General features: G+C 64.3%; 16 protein-coding genes. 5 read left to right on the forward strand and 11 right to left on the reverse strand.

Translation table 11 applies throughout. The annotated features are described in order from the left end of the window. Window positions 1–50 precede the first annotated feature (50 nt). Window positions 51–1463, reverse strand: coding sequence for a UdgX family uracil-DNA binding protein (locus VPH41_RS23035; RefSeq protein WP_328571619.1), 1413 nt, complete (start codon window positions 1461–1463; stop codon window positions 51–53). After that, the gene (locus VPH41_RS23040) at window positions 1460–2692 is read right to left on the reverse strand and encodes a putative DNA modification/repair radical SAM protein (RefSeq protein WP_328571620.1); all 1233 of its coding nucleotides are present in this window, start codon (window positions 2690–2692) and stop codon (window positions 1460–1462) included. The genes VPH41_RS23035 and VPH41_RS23040 overlap by 4 nt, the downstream gene beginning before the upstream one ends. A 137-nt stretch (window positions 2693–2829) precedes the next feature. Here VPH41_RS23040 and modA point away from each other — a divergent pair, with 137 nt between their 5' ends. From modA to VPH41_RS23060, 4 genes are read left to right on the forward strand one after another with little or no spacing between them, the layout of a single operon-like run. Continuing rightward, complete coding sequence (gene modA, locus VPH41_RS23045) at window positions 2830–3588, forward strand: molybdate ABC transporter substrate-binding protein (protein ID WP_328571621.1); 759 nt, start codon at window positions 2830–2832, stop codon at window positions 3586–3588. Window positions 3589–3605: 17 nt separating this feature from the next. Beyond that, entirely contained in the window at window positions 3606–4277 is a 672-nt protein-coding gene (gene modB, locus VPH41_RS23050) for a molybdate ABC transporter permease subunit (RefSeq protein WP_152258284.1), read from the forward strand. A 4-nt stretch (window positions 4278–4281) separates the two neighbouring features. Further along, on the forward strand, window positions 4282–4983 hold the full coding sequence (locus VPH41_RS23055) for a sulfate/molybdate ABC transporter ATP-binding protein (protein WP_152284386.1): 702 nt from the start codon (window positions 4282–4284) through the stop codon (window positions 4981–4983). A 40-nt stretch (window positions 4984–5023) separates the two neighbouring features. Next, window positions 5024–5791 carry a TOBE domain-containing protein gene (locus tag VPH41_RS23060; RefSeq protein ID WP_287776619.1) on the forward strand — a complete coding sequence of 256 codons (768 nt, stop codon included), beginning with the start codon at window positions 5024–5026 and terminating at the stop codon, window positions 5789–5791. Window positions 5792–5862: 71 nt separating this feature from the next. On the opposite strand, the gene VPH41_RS23065 is transcribed toward VPH41_RS23060, so the two are convergent. Then, window positions 5863–8937: a response regulator gene (locus VPH41_RS23065; protein WP_328571622.1), complete on the reverse strand. Its 3075-nt coding sequence runs from the start codon at window positions 8935–8937 to the stop codon at window positions 5863–5865. Between the two features lie 239 nt (window positions 8938–9176). Here VPH41_RS23065 and fnr point away from each other — a divergent pair, with 239 nt between their 5' ends. Then, window positions 9177–9935: a fumarate/nitrate reduction transcriptional regulator Fnr gene (gene fnr / locus VPH41_RS23070; RefSeq protein WP_152258281.1), complete on the forward strand. Its 759-nt coding sequence runs from the start codon at window positions 9177–9179 to the stop codon at window positions 9933–9935. A gap of 3 nt (window positions 9936–9938) precedes the next feature. Here the strand turns inward: fnr and VPH41_RS23075 are convergent, their stop codons facing one another. The 8 genes from VPH41_RS23075 to VPH41_RS23110 all read right to left on the reverse strand — a co-directional run bounded on the left by VPH41_RS23075 (window position 9939) and on the right by VPH41_RS23110 (window position 17935). Further along, window positions 9939–10463 (reverse strand): FixH family protein, encoded by a 525-nt coding sequence (locus VPH41_RS23075; protein WP_152284389.1) that lies wholly within the window; start codon window positions 10461–10463, stop codon window positions 9939–9941. A 54-nt stretch (window positions 10464–10517) separates the two neighbouring features. Next, a complete protein-coding gene (gene ccoG / locus VPH41_RS23080) occupies window positions 10518–11900 on the reverse strand; it encodes a cytochrome c oxidase accessory protein CcoG (protein ID WP_328571623.1) in 1383 nt (460 codons plus the stop codon). A 4-nt stretch (window positions 11901–11904) separates the two neighbouring features. Further along, window positions 11905–12825, reverse strand: a complete 921-nt coding sequence (gene ccoP / locus VPH41_RS23085) for a cytochrome-c oxidase, cbb3-type subunit III (protein ID WP_152284391.1) — start codon at window positions 12823–12825, stop codon at window positions 11905–11907. Further along, window positions 12818–13021, reverse strand: a complete 204-nt coding sequence (locus VPH41_RS23090; protein ID WP_035823305.1) for a cbb3-type cytochrome oxidase subunit 3 — start codon at window positions 13019–13021, stop codon at window positions 12818–12820. Before VPH41_RS23090 ends, ccoP begins: the two co-directional genes overlap by 8 nt. A gap of 1 nt (window position 13022) precedes the next feature. After that, window positions 13023–13637 carry a cytochrome-c oxidase, cbb3-type subunit II gene (gene ccoO / locus VPH41_RS23095; RefSeq protein ID WP_092719191.1) on the reverse strand — a complete coding sequence of 205 codons (615 nt, stop codon included), beginning with the start codon at window positions 13635–13637 and terminating at the stop codon, window positions 13023–13025. 15 nt (window positions 13638–13652) lie between these two features. Further along, complete coding sequence (gene ccoN / locus VPH41_RS23100) at window positions 13653–15080, reverse strand: cytochrome-c oxidase, cbb3-type subunit I (protein ID WP_034752511.1); 1428 nt, start codon at window positions 15078–15080, stop codon at window positions 13653–13655. 237 nt (window positions 15081–15317) lie between these two features. Beyond that, the gene (gene ccoS / locus VPH41_RS23105; RefSeq protein ID WP_152284392.1) at window positions 15318–15494 is read right to left on the reverse strand and encodes a cbb3-type cytochrome oxidase assembly protein CcoS; all 177 of its coding nucleotides are present in this window, start codon (window positions 15492–15494) and stop codon (window positions 15318–15320) included. Beyond that, on the reverse strand, window positions 15494–17935 hold the full coding sequence (locus VPH41_RS23110) for a heavy metal translocating P-type ATPase (protein WP_328571624.1): 2442 nt from the start codon (window positions 17933–17935) through the stop codon (window positions 15494–15496). The genes ccoS and VPH41_RS23110 overlap by 1 nt, the downstream gene beginning before the upstream one ends. Window positions 17936–17941: the final 6 nt, after the last annotated feature.

Here is a 17941-nt window from a genome sequence, read left to right on the forward strand (position 1 = left end):
ACACACATTGTCACGCAGGCGCCATCAGCAAGCGATGTCGTCGCTTCTGGCTAGCCTTTCAGCAACTCCTGCGCTCGCCTCAAGCCGTCGACAATCACCGTGTACGCCTGCCGCCGGCTCGCCGCATCGGGTGCGCGCAGCACGTACGACGGGTGATACACGGCCACCACCCAGCGCCCCTCATGCTGCACCGGCGTGCCGATCAGCGGCGCCATGCTCACCGCGCCATCCTGCAATATCGATTTCAATGCCGTGCTGCCCAGCGCCACGATCACCTGCGGTTTTACGCGCTGGATTTCTTCTTCCAGCCAGCCATGGCAGGCGAGGATTTCGCGCTGGGCCGGGGTCTTGTGCAGGCGGCGCTTGCCGCGTGCTTCCCACTTGAAATGCTTGACGGCGTTGGTCAGATAGAGGCTGTCGCGCGCGATGCCTGCTTCCTGCATGGCCTGGTCGAGCACTGCGCCGGCCGGGCCCACGAAGGGCAAGCCCGCCAGGTCTTCCTGGTCGCCCGGCTGTTCGCCCACCAGCATAATGCGGGCGGTCTGCGGGCCGGCGCCGGGCACGGCCTGGGTGGCGCTTTCCCACAGCGCGCAGCGGCGGCACTGGTCCAGCGTGGTGGATGCCGCGCGCGCGGGCTGGGCGCGCTCGGCCGAGATCGGGATCATCGTGGCGCTGCCGCGCTGGCCCACGCTGGCCGTCTGGCCCGTGCGGCGTTCGCCGTTGGCGGCGCCGCTGAGCATGGCGGGCACGATGGCGCCTTCGGGCAGGTTTTTCCAGAAGCGCGAGGGGATATGGCTGTGCAGCAAATCCGCATTCACGCGGGCCGGGTTGAAGATGCTGCGGTAGTAGGTCAGCCACAGGGCTTCGCCCGTATCGTCGATATCGGCCGCGCCGCGCAGCAGGGCCGGTCCCGCGTGCAAGGTCTGACCGTCCCACAGCATGCTGGCCGATGGCGTGGCGATCATCCAGCTGATGGCTCCCATGCGGCGCGCAAAGTGGCGCGCCACTTGCGGCAACACTTCGTGCACGGGTTCGAACCAGGCGACGAAGCGGGGTGCCCCTTGCGCCTCGCCGCGTTCGCGGAAGCGCACATACGCATGCATGTCGTGCTCTTCGCGCCGCACGGCCTTGGCCATGGCATGCAGGCGTGCGCCGTCCGCATCGGCCGGGGACAGCACGTCGTGCTGGCCCAGCTGCCAGCGCCAGAGCACCTGATACAAGAAGGCCCAGCGGTCATGCACATTGAAACAGGCGGCGGCCTGCAGCAGTTCCACCAGCTGGCGGGGCAGGCGCAGGATGGGGGCATCGGTACCGGCCGCGTCCGGCGTGGCGGAAAACAGGTCGCCCTCGCCGGGCCGGGACTGCCATTGCACGCATGCCGGCGGCACTTGCCGGGCGATCAATTCGCGCGCCGCCGCGCGCCACTCGTCAAACGATTGCGCCAGCCGGACGACGGCGTTCATGCTGCCTGCAGCTCCGGCCACAGAGGCATTTGCTGCGGTGCCTCCGCCATGGCGCGGCGCAGGTGTTCCGATGCCGTGGTGTCGCGCGCGGGAAAGTAGTCGGCCGTGATGATGAACGGCGCGATCTTTTTCATGCTGCAGCGCAGGCGCGACAGGTCCGCGTAGCGCACCTGCCGCACGCGGCGCAGGTCGACGATGCGCTGGGCGTTGCGCAAACCAATGCCAGGTACGCGGGCGATCATGTGCTGCGCCGCGCGGTTCAAGTCCAGCGGAAAATGTTCGCGGTGCGCCAGCGCCCAGGCCAGCTTGGGATCGATGTCGAGCGCCAGGTTGCCGCCCGTGGCGGGCAGCAGTTCGCTGGCCTGGAAACCGTAGCTGCGCAGCAAAAAGTCGGCCTGGTACAGCCGGTGTTCGCGCAGCATGGGCGGCGGCGCCAGCGGCACGCTTTTCGGGCTGTCGGGAATCGGGCTGAAGGCGGAATAGTACACGCGCTTGAGTTTATAGCTGCCGTACAAGGTCTCGGCCGTGGAGAGGATTTGCTGGTCGTCGCTGGCATCGGCGCCGACGATCATCTGCGTGCTTTGCCCGGCCGGCGCGAAACGGGGCGAGCGCGGTTCTTCCGCTTTCTCATCGAGCTTGCGGCGGATGGCACCCATGGCCAGTTTGATCGTATGCACGCTCTTTTCCGGCGCCAATTTTTGCACGCTGTCCTGCGTCGGCAGTTCGATGTTGACGCTGAGGCGGTCGGCATAGCGGCCCGCCTGCGCGACCAGGGCGGGATCGGCGTCGGGGATGGTTTTCAGGTGGATGTAGCCGCGGAACTGGTGCGCCTCGCGCAGCTCGCGCGCCACCTGCACCAGCTGCTCCATCGTGTAGTCGGCCGACTGGATGATGCCGGAACTGAGGAACAGGCCATCGATGTAGTTGCGCAGGTAAAAATCGGCCGTCAGCTTGACCACTTCGGCCACCGTAAACCGCGCGCGCGGCACGTTCGACGTGCGGCGGTTGACGCAGTACTGGCAATCGTACAGGCAGTAATTCGTCAGTAGGATCTTGAGCAGCGAGACGCAGCGCCCGTCCGGCGTATAGCTGTGGCAGATGCCCATGCCCGTGGTGGCGCCAAAGCCCTCCTTGCCGATGGAGTCGCGTTTGGGCGCGCCGCTGCTGGCGCAGGACGCATCGTACTTGGCCGCGTCGGCCAGGATTTCCAGCTTGTCCGTCAATTCCATGGCTTGCCTCGATATACTGTGTTTATATACAGTATATCAGGGAATCCGCCTTGTGCAGGCTTGACCTGATGCATGGCAGAACGTTATATATCGGTGTATATTACGGGCCTTGTTCTCTTCTCATTAAGGATACGATCATGCGCCTCACCTCCCTCGCCAAGCTCCTCGGCACCGCCCTGCTCGCCAGCGCCGCCTCGTCCGCCCTTGCCGGCGAAGTGGTCGTATCGGCCGCGGCCAGCCTGACGAATGCGTTCAAGGATGCGGCGCAAAGCTATGAGGCGCAGTATCCGGGCAGCAAGGTGTCCTTGAACTTCGCCGCCTCGGGCGTGCTGCTGCAACAGATCGTCAAGGGCGCGCCCGTGGACGTGTTTGCCTCGGCCGACCAGGAAACCATGGATGCGGCGCAAAAGCAGGGCCTGGTGCTGCCGGCCGACCGCATGGATTTCGTCAGCAACAGCCTGGTGCTGATCGTGCCGCACGATAGCAAGCTGGGCATCAAGAGCTTGAGCGACCTGACGCACAAGGGCGTGACCCGCGTGGCCATCGCCAACCCCGCCAGCGTGCCCGTCGGCCGCTACTCGGAAGGCGCGCTGAAAAAGGCGAACTTGTGGGATGCCGTGCAGCCGAAGGCCATCGGCACGCAGAACGTGCGCCAGTCGCTCGACTACGTGGCGCGCGGCGAAGTCGATGCGGGCTTTGTCTACGCCACCGACGCGGCCATCATGAAGGATAAAGTGAACGTGGTGCTGGACGTGCCGCTCGAGGCGCCCGTGCTGTACCCGATCGCCACCATCAAGGGCAGCAGCAATGGGGCCGAAGCGAAGCGCTTCGTCAGCTACCTGCAGTCGGCGCCGGCGCAAGCGATCCTAGCCAAGTACGGTTTCAAGAAGCCATAATTCAGGTACGCGCCCGCATGGATATCGCCTGGACCGCGCTGGCCCTGTCGCTCAAGGTAGCGGCGTGGGCCACGGCGCTCAATTTGTTGCTCGGCATCGGCACGGGCTATCTGCTGGCGCGCACGCGTTTTCCCGGGCGCGAGCTGCTCGACGCCCTCCTGACCCTGCCGATGGTGATGCCGCCCACCGTGCTCGGCTATTACCTGCTGGTGCTGCTGGGCCGGCGCGGCACGATGGGCATCTGGCTGCAGGATAACTTCGGCATCAACCTGATCTTTACGTGGCAGGGCGCCGTGATCGCATCCACGGTGGTCGCCTTTCCCCTCGTTTTCAAGCCCGCGCGCGCCGCCTTCGAGGCGGTCGACGGCCAGCTGGAGCAGGCGGCCCGCGTGCTGGGCATTTCTGAAATGGCCATCTTTTTCCGCGTGACCCTGCCGCTGGCCTGGCGCGGCATCCTGGCTGGCGTGCTGCTGGGCTTTGTACGCGCGCTGGGCGAGTTTGGCGCCACCCTGATGGTAGCCGGCAGCATTCCCGGCAAGACGCAGACCCTGTCCGTCGCCGTGTATGAAGCCGTGCAGGCGGGCCAGGACGATGTGGCCAATACGCTGGTCCTGATTACATCCGCCGTGTGTATCGTGGTGCTGCTGTCGGCTGGCCGCCTGGCGCCCGGGCGCATCGCTCACAAATAACGCCATGCAACTCGACCTCGACCTCCGCGCCACTTTGCGCTCCGGAAAACGCCGTTTCGACATGCAGGTGCAATGCACGTCCGGCAGCCAGCGCATCGCCCTGTATGGCCCGTCCGGCGCCGGCAAGAGCATGACCCTGAAAGCCATTGCCGGACTCTTCACGCCGGATGCGGGCCATATCCGCCTGAACGGCCGCACCCTGTTCGATTCCGCCGCCGGCATCAACCTGCCGCCGCAGCAGCGCAACGTGGCCTATCTGTTCCAGGATTACGCGCTGTTTCCGCACCTGACGGTGCGCCAGAACGTGGGCTTTGGCCTGAGCCGCGGCTGGTTCAATCCCCGCGCGCGGGAAAAGCTGGCCAAGGTCGACCATTGGCTCGATGCGTTTCACTTGCAGGAACTGGCGCACCAGTTTCCCGACGAGTTGTCCGGTGGCCAGCGCCAAAGGGTGGCGCTGGCGAGGGCACTGGTGGCCGAGCCCAGCGCGCTGCTGCTCGACGAGCCGTTTGCCGCCCTCGATCCGGCCCTGCGTGTCAAAATGCGTCTGGAACTGAGCCAGTGGCAACAGCGCCTGGACGTGCCCATGATCCTGATCACCCATGATCCGGAAGATGCGCGCATCCTGGGTGAACATGTGCTTTACTTGCGTGACGGACAAATTGACAGCATGGAAGAACATAGGGCATTGGGTGAACGCATTGGATAAATCAACGGCAGCGGAAATCGGCCTGCAAGGCTCGGTATGGATGACGGTGGGCGGCGAGCACCTGGGCGGCGTCGGCCGGGTGGAATTGCTGGGCGCCATCGCCGAGTGCGGCTCCATCACGCAGGCGGCCAAGCTTGTGAAGATGAGCTACAAGGCGGCCTGGGACGCCATCGACGCCATGAACAACCTGGCCGGCGAGCCGCTGGTCGAGCGCCTGACGGGCGGCAAGGGCGGCGGCGGCACGCGGCTGACGCCTCGGGGGCGCCAGCTGGTCGACAATTTCCGTATCATCGAGCGTGAGCATGCCCGCTATCTGCGCCAGCTGGGCAGCCAGGCGGAAGGCATCGCCGACGATCTTTTACTCATACGGAGAATGGCCATGAAAACCACGGCACGCAATCAATTCCTGGGCAAAGTTGCTGAACTAAAACAGGGCGCCGTCAACGACGAAGTGACCCTGGAATTGCCAGGCGGCCAGCACATCGTCGCCATCGTCACGCGCGACAGCAGCGAAAACCTGGGCCTGGTGCCGGGCGCGGAAGCGTTCGCGCTGATCAAGGCGTCGTCCATCATCCTCGTGGCCGACAGCGAAGGGGCGCGCTTTTCCGCCCGCAACCAGCTGGCCGGCACCGTCACGCGCGTGCAGACGGGCGCCGTCAACACGGAAGTGGTGCTGGACCTGCCCCGTGGCGGCACGATAGCCGCCATCATTACCAACCAGAGCAGCACCGACCTCGCCATCGAGCTCGGCAGCAATGTGACGGCCATCTTCAAGGCGTCCAGCGTGATCCTGGGCGTGCCGGCCTAAACCCGAAGCAAGCACTGGGGTCGTACCCTGAGGGTACGACCCCGGCCTTTATCTCTTGGGTTCAAGCGAGCTTAATCCTTCAGCCGGGACAACCAATCGGCCGCCGCCGCCAGCGCCAGTTCCAGTTCCTGCGCCGTGTGCGCCAGCAGCGCCGGCACCGCATCGAAGCGGCCCGCATCGATGGCTTCCTCGGTGGCAAACGCGGCGCGGATCAGGCGCTTGGTGCCCAGGGTGCCCACGGAACCGCGCACGCCGTGCAGGATGCGCGCCACGTCGCTGTGGCGGCCTGCCTGCAACGCCGTTTCGGCGTCGTGCACGGGCGTCATGCCCTTGTTCAGCGCGTCTTCCACCATGCGCCGCAGCACGCCGCGGCCCTTCGCATCGCGCCCCATCACGCGCATCAGGGGCGCCATGGAAAATACTTCCTCATCGGCGCCGGGCGCTGCTTCCGCCGTCTGCACTTGCGGGCGCTTGGGCAGGTGGCGCAGGATGACTTCCATCATCTCTTCCACCACCACGGGCTTGGCGATGAAATCGCTGATGCCGGCCGTCATGCAGCGCTCGCGCTCGGACGCCAGCACGCCGGCCGTCATGGCGATCACGGGCAGGTTCAACCGCAGTTCCGTGCGGATGATGTGGGTGGCGCTGAAACCGTCCATGACGGGCATCTGCATGTCCATCAGCACGATGTCGTAGCGCAGCGCTTCCGTGCGCAGCCGTTCCACGGCCTGCAAGCCGTCGCCCACCACGTCCAGCGTGGCGCCCATGTGTTCGAGGATGCCGCGCGCCACGGCCTGGTTCAGGTGGTTGTCTTCCACCAGCAGGAAATGCACGCCGGCCAGTTCCGTGCCCAGCGGCTGATGCAGGATGCGCTGCTCGCCGCCGTCGTCCTTGGCGATCAGCGCCTGGTGCAGGGCATCGAACAGGCTCGAGCCCGTGATCGGCTTCATCAGCACGACGTCGGCCTCGGCCGCGCTGGAGATTTCCTCCAGGTGGTTGCGGGCAAACGCGTTGACCATCACCACGATGGGCTGGCGCTGGCCAGCGGCGGCCTGGCGGATGGCCTTGGCCGTGGCCAGGCCGTCCATCACGGGCATGTGCCAGTCGGCCAGCACCACGTCGTACGGCTGCTGCTGCGCCAGGCGCTCGCGGTACAGTTCGATGGCGGCAAAACCGGAGTCCACTTCGTCGGCCAGCCAGCCCCATGCCTCGATCAGTTTGACGATCAGTTCGCGCGTGGTGCGGTTATCGTCGGCCACCAGCAGGCGCAGCTGGCCCAGGGCGGGCGTGCGCCGCGTTTCGGCCGGCTGCGCCAGCATCTCGAACGGTACGCTGAACCAGAAGCGGCTGCCCTTGCCTTCGCTGCTGGCGACGGCGATTTCGCCGCCCATCATGTGGATCAGCTGCTTGCTGATGGCCAGGCCCAGGCCCGTGCCGCCGAAGCGCCGCGTGATGCTCTGGTCGCCCTGCGAAAACGCGGCAAACAGTTGCTGTTGCTGCTGCTCCGTCATGCCGATGCCCGTGTCGCGCACTTCAAAGCGCAGCCAGGCGCTGCCCTGCTGGCTGTCGGCCAGGCTGACGGCCACTACCACTTCGCCGTTCTCCGTGAACTTGATGGCGTTGCCAGCCAGGTTGACGAGGATTTGCTGCAGGCGCTGGGCGTCGCCCACGAGGCGCCGCGGCACGTCGGGCTCGACGGCGATGGCCAGTTCCAGTTCCTTCTCGCCCGCATTCATGGTCATCGTCGTGGCCAGGGTATTCATGACTTCGTCGAGGTCGAATTCGACGGGCGACAATTCCATGCGGCGCGCCTCGATCTTCGAATAATCGAGCACGTCGTTGAGGATGCCCAGCAGCGACTGGCCCGCCACGCGCACCATGGTCAGGTATTTGCGCTGTTCCGTGTCGAGCCTGGTGTTGCCCAGCAAATACACCATGCCCAGCACGGCATTGAGGGGCGTGCGGATTTCATGGCTCATGTTGGCCACGAAGTCGCTCTTCGCGCGGTTGGCCGCCTCGGCCCGGTCGCGCTCCTGTTCCAGCTCTGCCGCGCGCGCTTCGAGTTCTTGCTGCAGGCGGTCGCGTTCGCTCATCAGGCCGTTGAACGCTTCCGTCAGTTCGCCGATCTCGTCGCGCTGCTGCACCGGCACGGGCGTGAAGCGGCTGCCGCTGCTACGCAGGGCCAGCAGGGTGTCGCGCAGGCGCACCAGCGGCGACAGCAGGCGCACGGTCACCCAGCCCAGAACGGCAGCGGCCAGCAGCGAAGCGAGAATGCTCCACAGCACCAGCCGGTACAGCACGCCATCGAATGGTTCGAAGGCGTCTTCGACGGGCAGCGAGGCGGCCAGCAGCCAGTTTACGGACTTCAGGCGCTTGAAGCTGTTGACGGCCGTGACGCCGCGGCTGTTGGTGCTGACCATGCTGCCTTCGCCGTCTTCCTTCAGCAGCTGCGTGGTCGTCAGGTTGGCATTCGGCTTGCGCGGCTGCAGCAAGCGGCTGGTATCGGGGTGCAGCACGTAGCGCGGCACGTCGCCGCGCGTGAGGATGAAGTAATAGCCGCTCTTGCCGATCTTTTCCGAGCGCAGGCGCCCCAGCAGATTGTCCTTGTACAGGCGCAGCACGCCGATCACCACGCCAGCCACCTGGCCATCGGCGTCCAGCACGGGCGCCACCATCTGCACGATGGGCATGCCGCTCGATTTGCCCAGCATCGGTTCGGTGATCATGGGCTGGCGCGTGCGCAGGACGGTCTGGAAATATTCGCGCTCGGCGACGTTGATGCCGGCGCGCCCCGCTACCTCCGGCATGTCGGCCACGACGGCGCCTTGCGCGTCGAGCACCAGCACGTCGTCGAACAGCACCAGCATCGAGCGGCGCGCATAGTATTCGCGCAGCTTGGCGGGCTGGGCGATCAATTCCGGCGGCTGCTGCCGGGCCGTCAGGGTGACGATCTGCAGCAGCATGGCCAGCTTGTCGTCGAGCTCGGCAGCGGTGCGGCTGATCAGGGAAGACTGCTGGCTCAGCAGTACTTTGGTGAAGTCGGCGCGCATGTGCTGCACCTGGATCATGGTGACGAGCGCGATCATGGCGATCGAGGTCAGGCTGGTGGCCAGCGCGACTTTTGCTTTGATGCCGAGAGGCTTCATGATTTCCTTTTCAGTACCGGGCGGCACAGCGGCAGATAATGCTGTCAGGAATTTTCCTATCAATGCCCCAGCTTGGCAAGCGCCGCTGCGCAAATTGCCTTGCCCCATACGGGCTTTTGACGATGTTGCCATATAATTAAAGGCTGGACGTCGTTTATTCGCCGAAATTACCGTGAAATTGGCACACGGCAACCCTGTATGCAGTAAACTTGTTGTTGCATTTTCTAAAAGGTACCGACATGACTGAAGCGTTACTCACTCCAACCTTGCCCACAGTGAACGTGGAGGCGTTGCGTGCGCGATGCTCGACCTGCAGCATGCATCAATTGTGCCTGCCGATGGGCCTGGATGTGGGTGATATGGACCGGCTGGACCAGATCATCGGCCGCCGCCGCAAGATCGCGCGCGGCGCCTCGCTGTTCCGCATCGGGGACTCGTTCCAGAACCTGTATGCGATCCGCCTGGGGCACTTCAAGACCTACCAGATCAATCCGGGCGGCGAAGAGCAGGTGACGGGCTTCCAGATGGCTGGCGAACTGCTGGGCATGGATGCCATCAGCGCCGACCGCCACCACTGTAATGCCGTGGCGCTGGAAGACAGTGAAGTGTGTGAAATTCCGTTTTCCAGCCTGGAACAATTGCTGGGCAATATGCCGACCCTGCTGCGCCATTTCCACCGCATGATGAGCCAGGAAATCACGCGCGAGCAAAGCGTCATGCTGTTGCTGGGCAATATGCAGGCGACCCAGCGTTTTGCCGCCTTCATCGTCAACCTGGCGTCGCGCTATGAGGCACGCGGCTATTCGGGCAGCAATTTCCAGCTGCGCATGTCGCGCGAGGAAATCGGCAACTACCTGGGCCTGACCATCGAGAGCGTCAGCCGCTTATTGTCGAAGTTCAAGAAGGAAGGCTGGCTGCGCGTCTCGAACCGCGAGATCGAGATCCTGCAGCCGGCCAAGCTGAAGGCCATTACGGCCGGCACGGACAACTGCAAGTAGGATTTACAGCTCTTCATCCGCATGCAGCGCGATGCTGCGCTGCAGGGGCCAGGTCCAGATGCCGGACAGGCGCCATTCGCGTTTGTCGTTTTCCACCAGCACTTGCCAGCGGCTGCGCTCGAGCATGGGCAGCGCCACCGAAAAGTTGCCGGCCGCATCAGGCTGCACCAGCAGCTTGATGTCTTTTTCCGGCTGGGTCGCATGCGCCAGGTGCAGCTGCAGCGGCGCCCGATACGCCTTGCCGAAGCTGTGCACGGAACCGCTGAGGCGCGCTGCCGCCACGTCGTACGACAGCTTGCTTGACATGGCCAGGTCGCTGGCGACCGTATCGCGCCGCAAGTCCTGGTTGATCGCCTTGCCCTGCTTGTAATAATCGCCCACCACCAGCGCGTCGGGCTGCGTAAATGCGATATAGCCCATGGTGCTGCCGACGACGACGGACAGGCCGGGGCCGATCATCAGCAGCCATGGCCAGCGATGCTTGTACCACGGCGCCACGGGGGCTTGCAGCTTGAGGCTGTCGGACATGATATTTCTCCTGTTTAAACGGCCAATCCCCATGCGGGGATTGGCCTTCCTGCATTAGCGCGGCACGATGAAGACCGCGCTTTCACGCACGTGTAGCGACGGGTCGTCCAGCGATTGCAGCTCGATCGCAATCTTGTTCGAGCCCTTCTCGCCCACGCCATGCGGCGTGCGCAGGCGGATGGGCCAGCCCAGGGTTTCCGTCGGCTGCAGGGTCACTTCATCGCGCGTCAGCAAGGTCAGGCCCGGCAAGCCGGATACGCTGATTTTAAAATGCTGGCTTTGCTCCGAGGTGTTCATGATCTGCAGCCGGTAGACGTTCTCGATCATGCCGTCTTCCACTTCGCGTCCCATCGAACCGCGGTCGCGGATCACGTCCATTTTCAGGGGCGTGCGCAGGGCCAGCGAGGTACACACGGCGATGATGATCAGGGCCAGGATGGAAGTGTAGATCAGGACGCGCGGGCGCATGGCGCGCTGGCGTATCTGCTTCGAATTGAAGTTGTTTTCCATCGCATGGTCGGTACTGTAGCGTACCAGTCCCCGTGGCCGGTCGACCTTGTCCATCACGCTGTTGCAGGCATCGACGCAGGCGGCGCAGCCGATGCATTCATACTGCAGGCCGTTGCGGATATCGATGCCGGTCGGACACACCTGCACGCACAGGGTACAGTCGATGCAGTCGCCCAGCTTGTCGTTGTTGCCGGCCTTCTTGCTCATGGCGCCACGGGGTTCGCCCCGCTTGGCATCGTAGGTGATGATCAGCGTGTCCTGGTCGAACATGGCGCTCTGGAAGCGCGCGTAGGGGCACATGTATTTGCACACCTGCTCGCGGAGCCAGCCCGCGTTGCCGTAGGTTGCCAGGCTGTAGAACAAGACCCAGAACCATTCCCACGGACCGAAGTTCAGGGTGGTCACCGCCTGCGCCAGTTCCTTGATCGGCGTGAAGTAGCCGACAAAGGTAAAGCCCGTCCACAGGGCGATGGCGCCCCATACCAGGTGCTTGGCCGTCTTCTTGGCCGTCTTGCGCACGGACGGGCCCTGCTTGTCGAGGGCCATGCGCGCGCTGCGCGTGCCCTCGATCTTGCGTTCGACCCACAGGAAGATTTCCGTGTATACCGTTTGCGGGCAGGAAAAGCCGCACCACACCCGCCCGGCAATGGCCGTGACGAGGAACAACAAATACGCACAGATGATCAGCAGGGCCGCCAGGTAGATGAAATCCTGGGGCCACAGCACGACGCCGAAAATGTAGAACTTGCGCGTGGTCAAATCGAACAGCAGGGCTTGCCTGCCATTCCAGGTCAACCACGGCAAGCCGTAGAACGCAAGCTGGGTAAGCCATACGCATACCCATCGCCAGGTAGCGTAGCGTCCTTTGGCCTCGCGAGGGTAGATTTGCTCGCGGGCCGCATACATCTTGATGACTTGAGGTTCCATTACATCATTTCACGGGCGTCTGGGGATTCGACAGGCTCCAGACATACGCCGACAGCACGTGTACCTTGGACTCGCCGAGGAAATCGCTGAAGGCCGGCATGGTGTTGTTGCGACCCTTGCGTACGGTTTCCATGATGGTGTCGGCGCTGCCGCCGTACAGCCAGATCTTGTCCGTCAGGTTGGGCGCGCCCAGCATCTGGTTACCCTTCGCATCGGCGCCATGGCAGGCCATGCAGGCGCCGAACTTGGCCTTGCCCAGCACGGACTTGACGGGGTCCGACGTGGAACCGGACAGGCTCAGCACATAATGGGCCACGTTCTCGACATCCTTTTCGGAGCCCAGGGCGGCGCCCATCGGCGGCATCTGGCCGTTACGGCCGTGCATGATGGTGGTCTTGATGATGTCGGGATCGCCGCCATACAGCCAGTCCTTGTCCGTCAGGTTGGGGAAGCCCTTGTTGCCGCGCGCATCCGAACCGTGGCATTGCGCGCAGTAGGTCAGGAACAGGCGCTGGCCGATGGCTTGCGCCTGCGGATCGGCAGCCACCGTCTTCAAGTCCTGGCTCAGGTACTTGTTGAACAGGGGACCGTAGTCGGCTTCCGCCTTCTTCAGCTCTTCCTCGTACTGGCCCGTCGATTTCCAGCCCAGGCTGCCGGCATAGTTGCCCAGGCCCGGATACAGGAACAGGTAAGCGAGGGCGAAGACGATGGTGATGTAGAACAGCCACATCCACCAGCGCGGCATCGGCGTGTTGAGTTCCTTCAAGTCCTCATCCCACACGTGGCCCGTGGTGCCGTCGGCGGGCGCGCCGGCGGCCACTTTCACTTTCGACTGCGAGTACAGCAGCACGCCGCAGCCGATGATGCCCAGCAGGGACAGCACGATGATGTAAATATTCCAGAAGCCATTGGTAAAGTCAGCCATGGTGATGCTCCTTCGCCAGGTTCATCTCGGCCTCGGCCGGATAGTCGAGCGCGTCGTCGGCGAACGGCAGGCGCGCTGCCGCGTCGAAGTCGCTATTGCTGCGGCTGAACGTCCACCACAGGATACCCACGAACGTCGTAAAGGAAACCACCGTCATGACGCTGCTGGCGCTGTCAAACAGGTTTTCGATTGCCATGCTAATTCCTTGTTTTGATTAATGTACCGAGGCCTTGCAGATAGGCGACCAGGGCGTCTTCTTCCGTCTTGTCCTGCAGCTGCGCGGGGCCGGCGGCGATCTCTTCATCGCTGTACGGCTGGCCCAGGCGTTTCAGGGCGCGCATCTTCGGCATGATCTCGTCAGGCACCAGCTTGGTCTTCGCCAGCCAGGGGTAGGCCGGCATGTTCGACTCGGGCACCACGTCGCGCGGGTTGTTCAAGTGCGTGCGGTGCCATTCGTCGCTGTAGCGGGCGCCCACGCGGGCCAGGTCCGGCCCCGTGCGCTTGGAACCCCATTGGAACGGACGGTCGTAGACGAACTCGCCGGCGACCGAATAGTGGCCATAGCGTTCCGTTTCCGCGCGCAGCGGACGCACCATCTGCGAGTGGCAGTTGTAGCAGCCTTCGCGCACGTAGATGTCGCGGCCCGCCAGGCGCAGCGGCGAGTACGGCTTCAGGCCGGCGACGGGTTCCGTCGTGCTCTTCTGGAAGAACAGGGGAACGATCTCGACGGCGCCGCCGATGCTGATCACCACGGTGACCAGGGCGATCAGCAGCCAGGGGTTTTTCTCAATCCATGCATGTGAAAATTTCATTTGCTTTCGCTCCTATCAGGCGTGCGCCGCGTTCAGTTCTGGAATGCGGGCGACGGGGAGTTTGCTGCCGCGCAAGGTCATCCAGGTGTTGTAGCCCATGATGCACATACCCGACAGGTACAGCAGGCCGCCGGCCACGCGCACCACGTAGTACGGATACGTCGCTTTCACGCTCTCGACAAAGGTGTAGGTCAGGGTGCCGTCCGGATTGACCGCGCGCCACATCAGGCCCTGCATCACGCCGGCGATCCACATTGCCGCGATGTACAGCACGATGCCGATGGTGGCCACCCAGAAGTGCACGTCGACCAGGCGCGTGCTGTGCATCTGCGTGCGGCCCGCCAGGCGCGGCAGCAGGTAGTAGATGGAACCCATGGTGATGAAGCCCACCCAGCCCAGGGCGCCCGCATGCACGTGGGCAACGGTCCAGTCCGTGTAGTGCGACAGCGAGTTGATGGTCTTGATCGACATCATCGGACCTTCGAAGGTGGCGATGCCGTAGAACGACAGCGAGACGATCATGAATTTCAGGATCGGGTCGGTGCGCAGCTTGTGCCAGGCGCCCGACAGGGTCATGATGCCGTTGATCATGCCGCCCCAGCTTGGTGCCAGGAGGACCAGCGAGAAGACCATGCCGATCGATTGCGTCCAGTCAGGCAATGCCGTGTAGTGCAGGTGATGCGGGCCCGCCCACATGTAGGTGAAGATCAGCGCCCAGAAGTGGACGATCGACAGACGGTACGAGTACACGGGGCGCTCGGCCTGTTTCGGGATGAAGTAGTAGACCATGCCCAGGTAGCCGGCGGTCAGGATGAAGCCCACCGCGTTATGGCCGTACCACCACTGGATCATGGCGTCCTGCACGCCCGCATACGCGGAATACGACTTGGTGAACGAGGCTGGCATGACGGCGCCATTGACCACGTGCAAAATCGTCACGGCCAGGATGTAGGCGCCGAAGAACCAGTTGGCCACGTAGATGTGCTTGACCTTGCGCTTGATCAGGGTGCCGAAGAACACGATGGCGTACGCGATCCAGACGACGGCGATGAGGATGGCGATAGGCCATTCCAGTTCCGCGTATTCCTTGCCGCGCGTCATGCCCATGGGCAGGGTGACGACGGCGCACAGGATCACCGCTTGCCAGCCCCAGAACGTGAAGGCGGCCAGCTTGTCGGAAAACAGGCGTACCTGGCAGGTGCGTTGCACCACGTAGTACGAAGTAGCGAACAGGCCGCAGATGCCGAAGGCGAAAATCACCGCATTCGTGTGCAGCGGACGCAAGCGTCCGTATGTCAGCCATGGTATGTCGAGGTTCAGGGCAGGCCAGGCCAACTGAGCGGCGATGATAACGCCAACCAGCATGCCGATGATGCCCCATACCACAGTAGCGACCGCGAATTGCTTCACGATCTTGTAGTTATAGTTCAGCGATTGATCCACAAAGACTCTCCCTGGAATTACTATTTATGATGGTGGCCAGAGAGTAAGTGTTTGACCGCGAAAAAACTTTGATGTGGATCAAAATTCCCCGGATGAAATAAGCGTAGCGAAGTGGCATCGAAATAAAGTGATATTTCGATCAAAAAAGCCGGACAAGATCCCTGCAAGCGCTGCTTGACCTGTGTCAAAAGACGCTTGCCGGCGCTGGCGGGCGCCAGCGTATTGAGCAGGAAAAAGTCAGGCCGGCGGTTCGTCGGGCGCGGGCTGGGCCGGCGTATCGTCGTCCTGCAGCACGCGCAGGCCAGGTCCGACGAGGTCGTCGAACTGGCCGCTGTCCGAGGCCGTGAAATACACCCACAGGGCGATGAAGACGACCACGACGCTGAGGGGGATGAGGAGGTAGAGAGCTTCCATTAGACTTTCCGCAGGCGCAGGGCGTTGGCGATGACGACGGCCGAGCTGGCAGCCATGCCGACGCCGGACAGCCACGGGTTCAAAAAGCCCAGCGCGGCGGCCGGGATGGCCGTCAGATTGTACAGGGTGGCCCAGCCCAGATTCTCGCGGATGATGCGCATGCTGCGCGCGGCCGTCCTGGCCGTGTCCAGCACGGAAACCAGTTGGCTCGACAGCAGCACCGTATCGGCATGCGCCTGCGCCAGCGCGGCGCCGGAACCCATGGCAAACGAGACGTCGGCCGCGCTCAGCACGGCGGCGTCGTTGATGCCGTCGCCTACCATCGCCACCACGGCGCCCGTCGCCTGCAGCTGCTGCACGAAATCGAGTTTTTCATCGGGCAGGCATTCGCCGCAGGCCGTGGCGATGCCCAGTTGCGCCGCCACGCTTTGCGTCAGCGCCTCCTGGTCGCCGCTCAGCAGCACGACTTGCTTGCCCCGTCGGTGGAAATACGCGACCACGTCAGCCGCTTCCGGACGCAGCGCATCGCTGAGCAGGAAACGCGTCAGCCAGCGTCCCTGCGTGCCCAGGTACAGCGGCGTCATGCCCTGCACGCCGACGGCCGTGTCGCCCAGCGGCGGCCCCGCGATGGCGGCCACGAACGCGGCATTGCCCAGGCGGTAGCGCACGCCGTCGACGATGCCTTCGAGTCCCTGTCCCTGCACTTCCTGCAAGTGTTCCGCATGCGCGCGCGGCTGCTGTCCTGGCAAGCCTTCGGCCGCAAGCAGGATCGCCTGCGCCAGCGGATGGGCGCTGCCCGCTTCCAGCGCGGCGGCCACCTGCAGGCAAGCGTCCTCGCCCATGCTGCCCAGGCCCTCGACCTGCTGCAGCACGGGCCGGCCCAGGGTCAGGGTGCCCGTCTTGTCGAAGACGATGTGGGTGGCGCGGTGCAGGGTTTCCAGCACATGGGGCTGGACGATCAGCACGCCGCGCCGCAGCAGGCTGTCGGTGGCGGCCGCCAGCGCCGTCGGCGTGGCCAGCGACAGGGCGCACGGACACGAAACGACCAGCACGGCAATGGCCACGGGCCACGCCTGCGCCGCATCGTGCCAGCTCCAGAAGGCGAACACGGCGCCGGCAAACAGCAGCAGGCCCAGCACGAACCAGGCCGCCACTTTATCGGCCCATTGGGCGATCTGCGGCTTGCCGCTGCCGGCCCGCTCGATGAGTTTCAATAAATCGGACAGGGTGCTTTCGCGCGCCGGTTTCAGCACGCGCAAGATGATCGCCGCGCTGGCATTGATGGCGCCGCCCGGCACCCGCTCGCCCGTTTTTCTGCGCTGCGCCGCGCTCTCGCCCGTCAGCAGAGATAAATCGAGCGCGCTCGTGCCCTCGACGATGACGCTGTCGGCGGCAATCGCCTCGCCCGGCTTCACGAGGATGACGTCGCCCACGGCCAGGCTGCCGGCCGGCACCAGGGTGGTGGCGCGGCTGTCGGGAAAGCCCGCCATCAGCGAAGCGGACGCGGGCAAGGCGTGCTGCAGGCGCTCGAGCGCGGAGGCGGCCTTGCGGCGCGCCTGCAGCTCGAAATAGCGGCTGCACAGCAGCAGGAAGATGAACATCGTGGCCGAGTCGTAATACACCTCGCCGCGGCCCGTCCACGTCGCCACTACGCTGCCGAAGAAGGCCGCCAGGATGCCCAGTGCCACGGGCACGTCCATGCCCAGGGTGCGCGCGCGCAGGCTGGCCCAGGCGCCCTGGAAGAACGGCATGGCCGAATAGCAGATGGCGGGCAAGGTCAGCAGCAGGCTGGCCCAGCGCATCAGGCTGGCCATGCTGTCGTCCAGGGTGCCATCCTCGGCGGCCAGGTAGGATGGCGCCACGTACATCATCACCTGCATCATCGACAGGCCAGCCACGAACAGCTGGCGGCCCAGCGTTTTGCTGGCCTTTTGCAGGCGCTCGCCATGGCGCACGGCGTCATACGGATAGGCCGTGTAGCCCACTTGCCGCACGGCTTGCAGGATGTCGCCCGGCTCGCATTCGGCGCGGCTCCAGCGCACGTACAGACGCTCCGTGGCGACGTTCAGGCTGGCCGCCTGCACGCCGGGCAAACGCGTCAGCTGGCGTTCGATCAGCCAGACGCAGGCGGCGCAGCGGATGCCTTCGACGGACAGGGTCGCTTCGCAGCTGCTGGCGTCGCGCGCGAATTGCGCATCGTCATTGCTGTACAGGCGCAGTTCGGGCGGCATCAGGGTGGCGTCAAATGCATTGACGGCGTATTCGTCGCGGTCGCGGTAATACGCGCTCTGGCCGATGTCGACGATGGTTTGCGCCACCGCTTCGCAGCCGGGGCAGCACATGGCGCGCGGCACGTCGTCGATGGTGACGCTCCAGCTGGCGCCGGCGGGCACGGGCAAGCCGCAATGGAAGCAGGCGGACGGTTTTAATACAGCATTCATGGGTTT

The sequence above is a fragment of the Janthinobacterium sp. P210006 genome (assembly GCF_036231885.1).
GTDB lineage: Bacteria > Pseudomonadota > Gammaproteobacteria > Burkholderiales > Burkholderiaceae_D > Janthinobacterium > Janthinobacterium violaceinigrum.

What these genes read in the sequence shown, in the direction of transcription:
- VPH41_RS23055 (WP_152284386.1), top strand. Translation starts at nt 4,282, where the DNA reads ATGCAACTCGACCTCGACCTCCGCGCCACTTTGCGCTCCGGAAAACGC.
- ccoS (WP_152284392.1), bottom strand. Translation starts at nt 15,494, where the DNA reads ATGGAAGCTCTCTACCTCCTCATCCCCCTCAGCGTCGTGGTCGTCTTC.
- modB (WP_152258284.1), top strand. Translation starts at nt 3,606, where the DNA reads ATGGATATCGCCTGGACCGCGCTGGCCCTGTCGCTCAAGGTAGCGGCG.
- ccoO (WP_092719191.1), bottom strand. Translation starts at nt 13,637, where the DNA reads ATGAAATTTTCACATGCATGGATTGAGAAAAACCCCTGGCTGCTGATC.
- ccoG (WP_328571623.1), bottom strand. Translation starts at nt 11,900, where the DNA reads ATGGAACCTCAAGTCATCAAGATGTATGCGGCCCGCGAGCAAATCTAC.
- VPH41_RS23065 (WP_328571622.1), bottom strand. Translation starts at nt 8,937, where the DNA reads ATGAAGCCTCTCGGCATCAAAGCAAAAGTCGCGCTGGCCACCAGCCTG.
- VPH41_RS23040 (WP_328571620.1), bottom strand. Translation starts at nt 2,692, where the DNA reads ATGGAATTGACGGACAAGCTGGAAATCCTGGCCGACGCGGCCAAGTAC.
- VPH41_RS23075 (WP_152284389.1), bottom strand. Translation starts at nt 10,463, where the DNA reads ATGTCCGACAGCCTCAAGCTGCAAGCCCCCGTGGCGCCGTGGTACAAG.
- fnr (WP_152258281.1), top strand. Translation starts at nt 9,177, where the DNA reads ATGACTGAAGCGTTACTCACTCCAACCTTGCCCACAGTGAACGTGGAG.
- VPH41_RS23035 (WP_328571619.1), bottom strand. Translation starts at nt 1,463, where the DNA reads ATGAACGCCGTCGTCCGGCTGGCGCAATCGTTTGACGAGTGGCGCGCG.
- ccoP (WP_152284391.1), bottom strand. Translation starts at nt 12,825, where the DNA reads ATGGCTGACTTTACCAATGGCTTCTGGAATATTTACATCATCGTGCTG.
- VPH41_RS23090 (WP_035823305.1), bottom strand. Translation starts at nt 13,021, where the DNA reads ATGGCAATCGAAAACCTGTTTGACAGCGCCAGCAGCGTCATGACGGTG.
- VPH41_RS23060 (WP_287776619.1), top strand. Translation starts at nt 5,024, where the DNA reads ATGACGGTGGGCGGCGAGCACCTGGGCGGCGTCGGCCGGGTGGAATTG.
- modA (WP_328571621.1), top strand. Translation starts at nt 2,830, where the DNA reads ATGCGCCTCACCTCCCTCGCCAAGCTCCTCGGCACCGCCCTGCTCGCC.
- VPH41_RS23110 (WP_328571624.1), bottom strand. Translation starts at nt 17,935, where the DNA reads ATGAATGCTGTATTAAAACCGTCCGCCTGCTTCCATTGCGGCTTGCCC.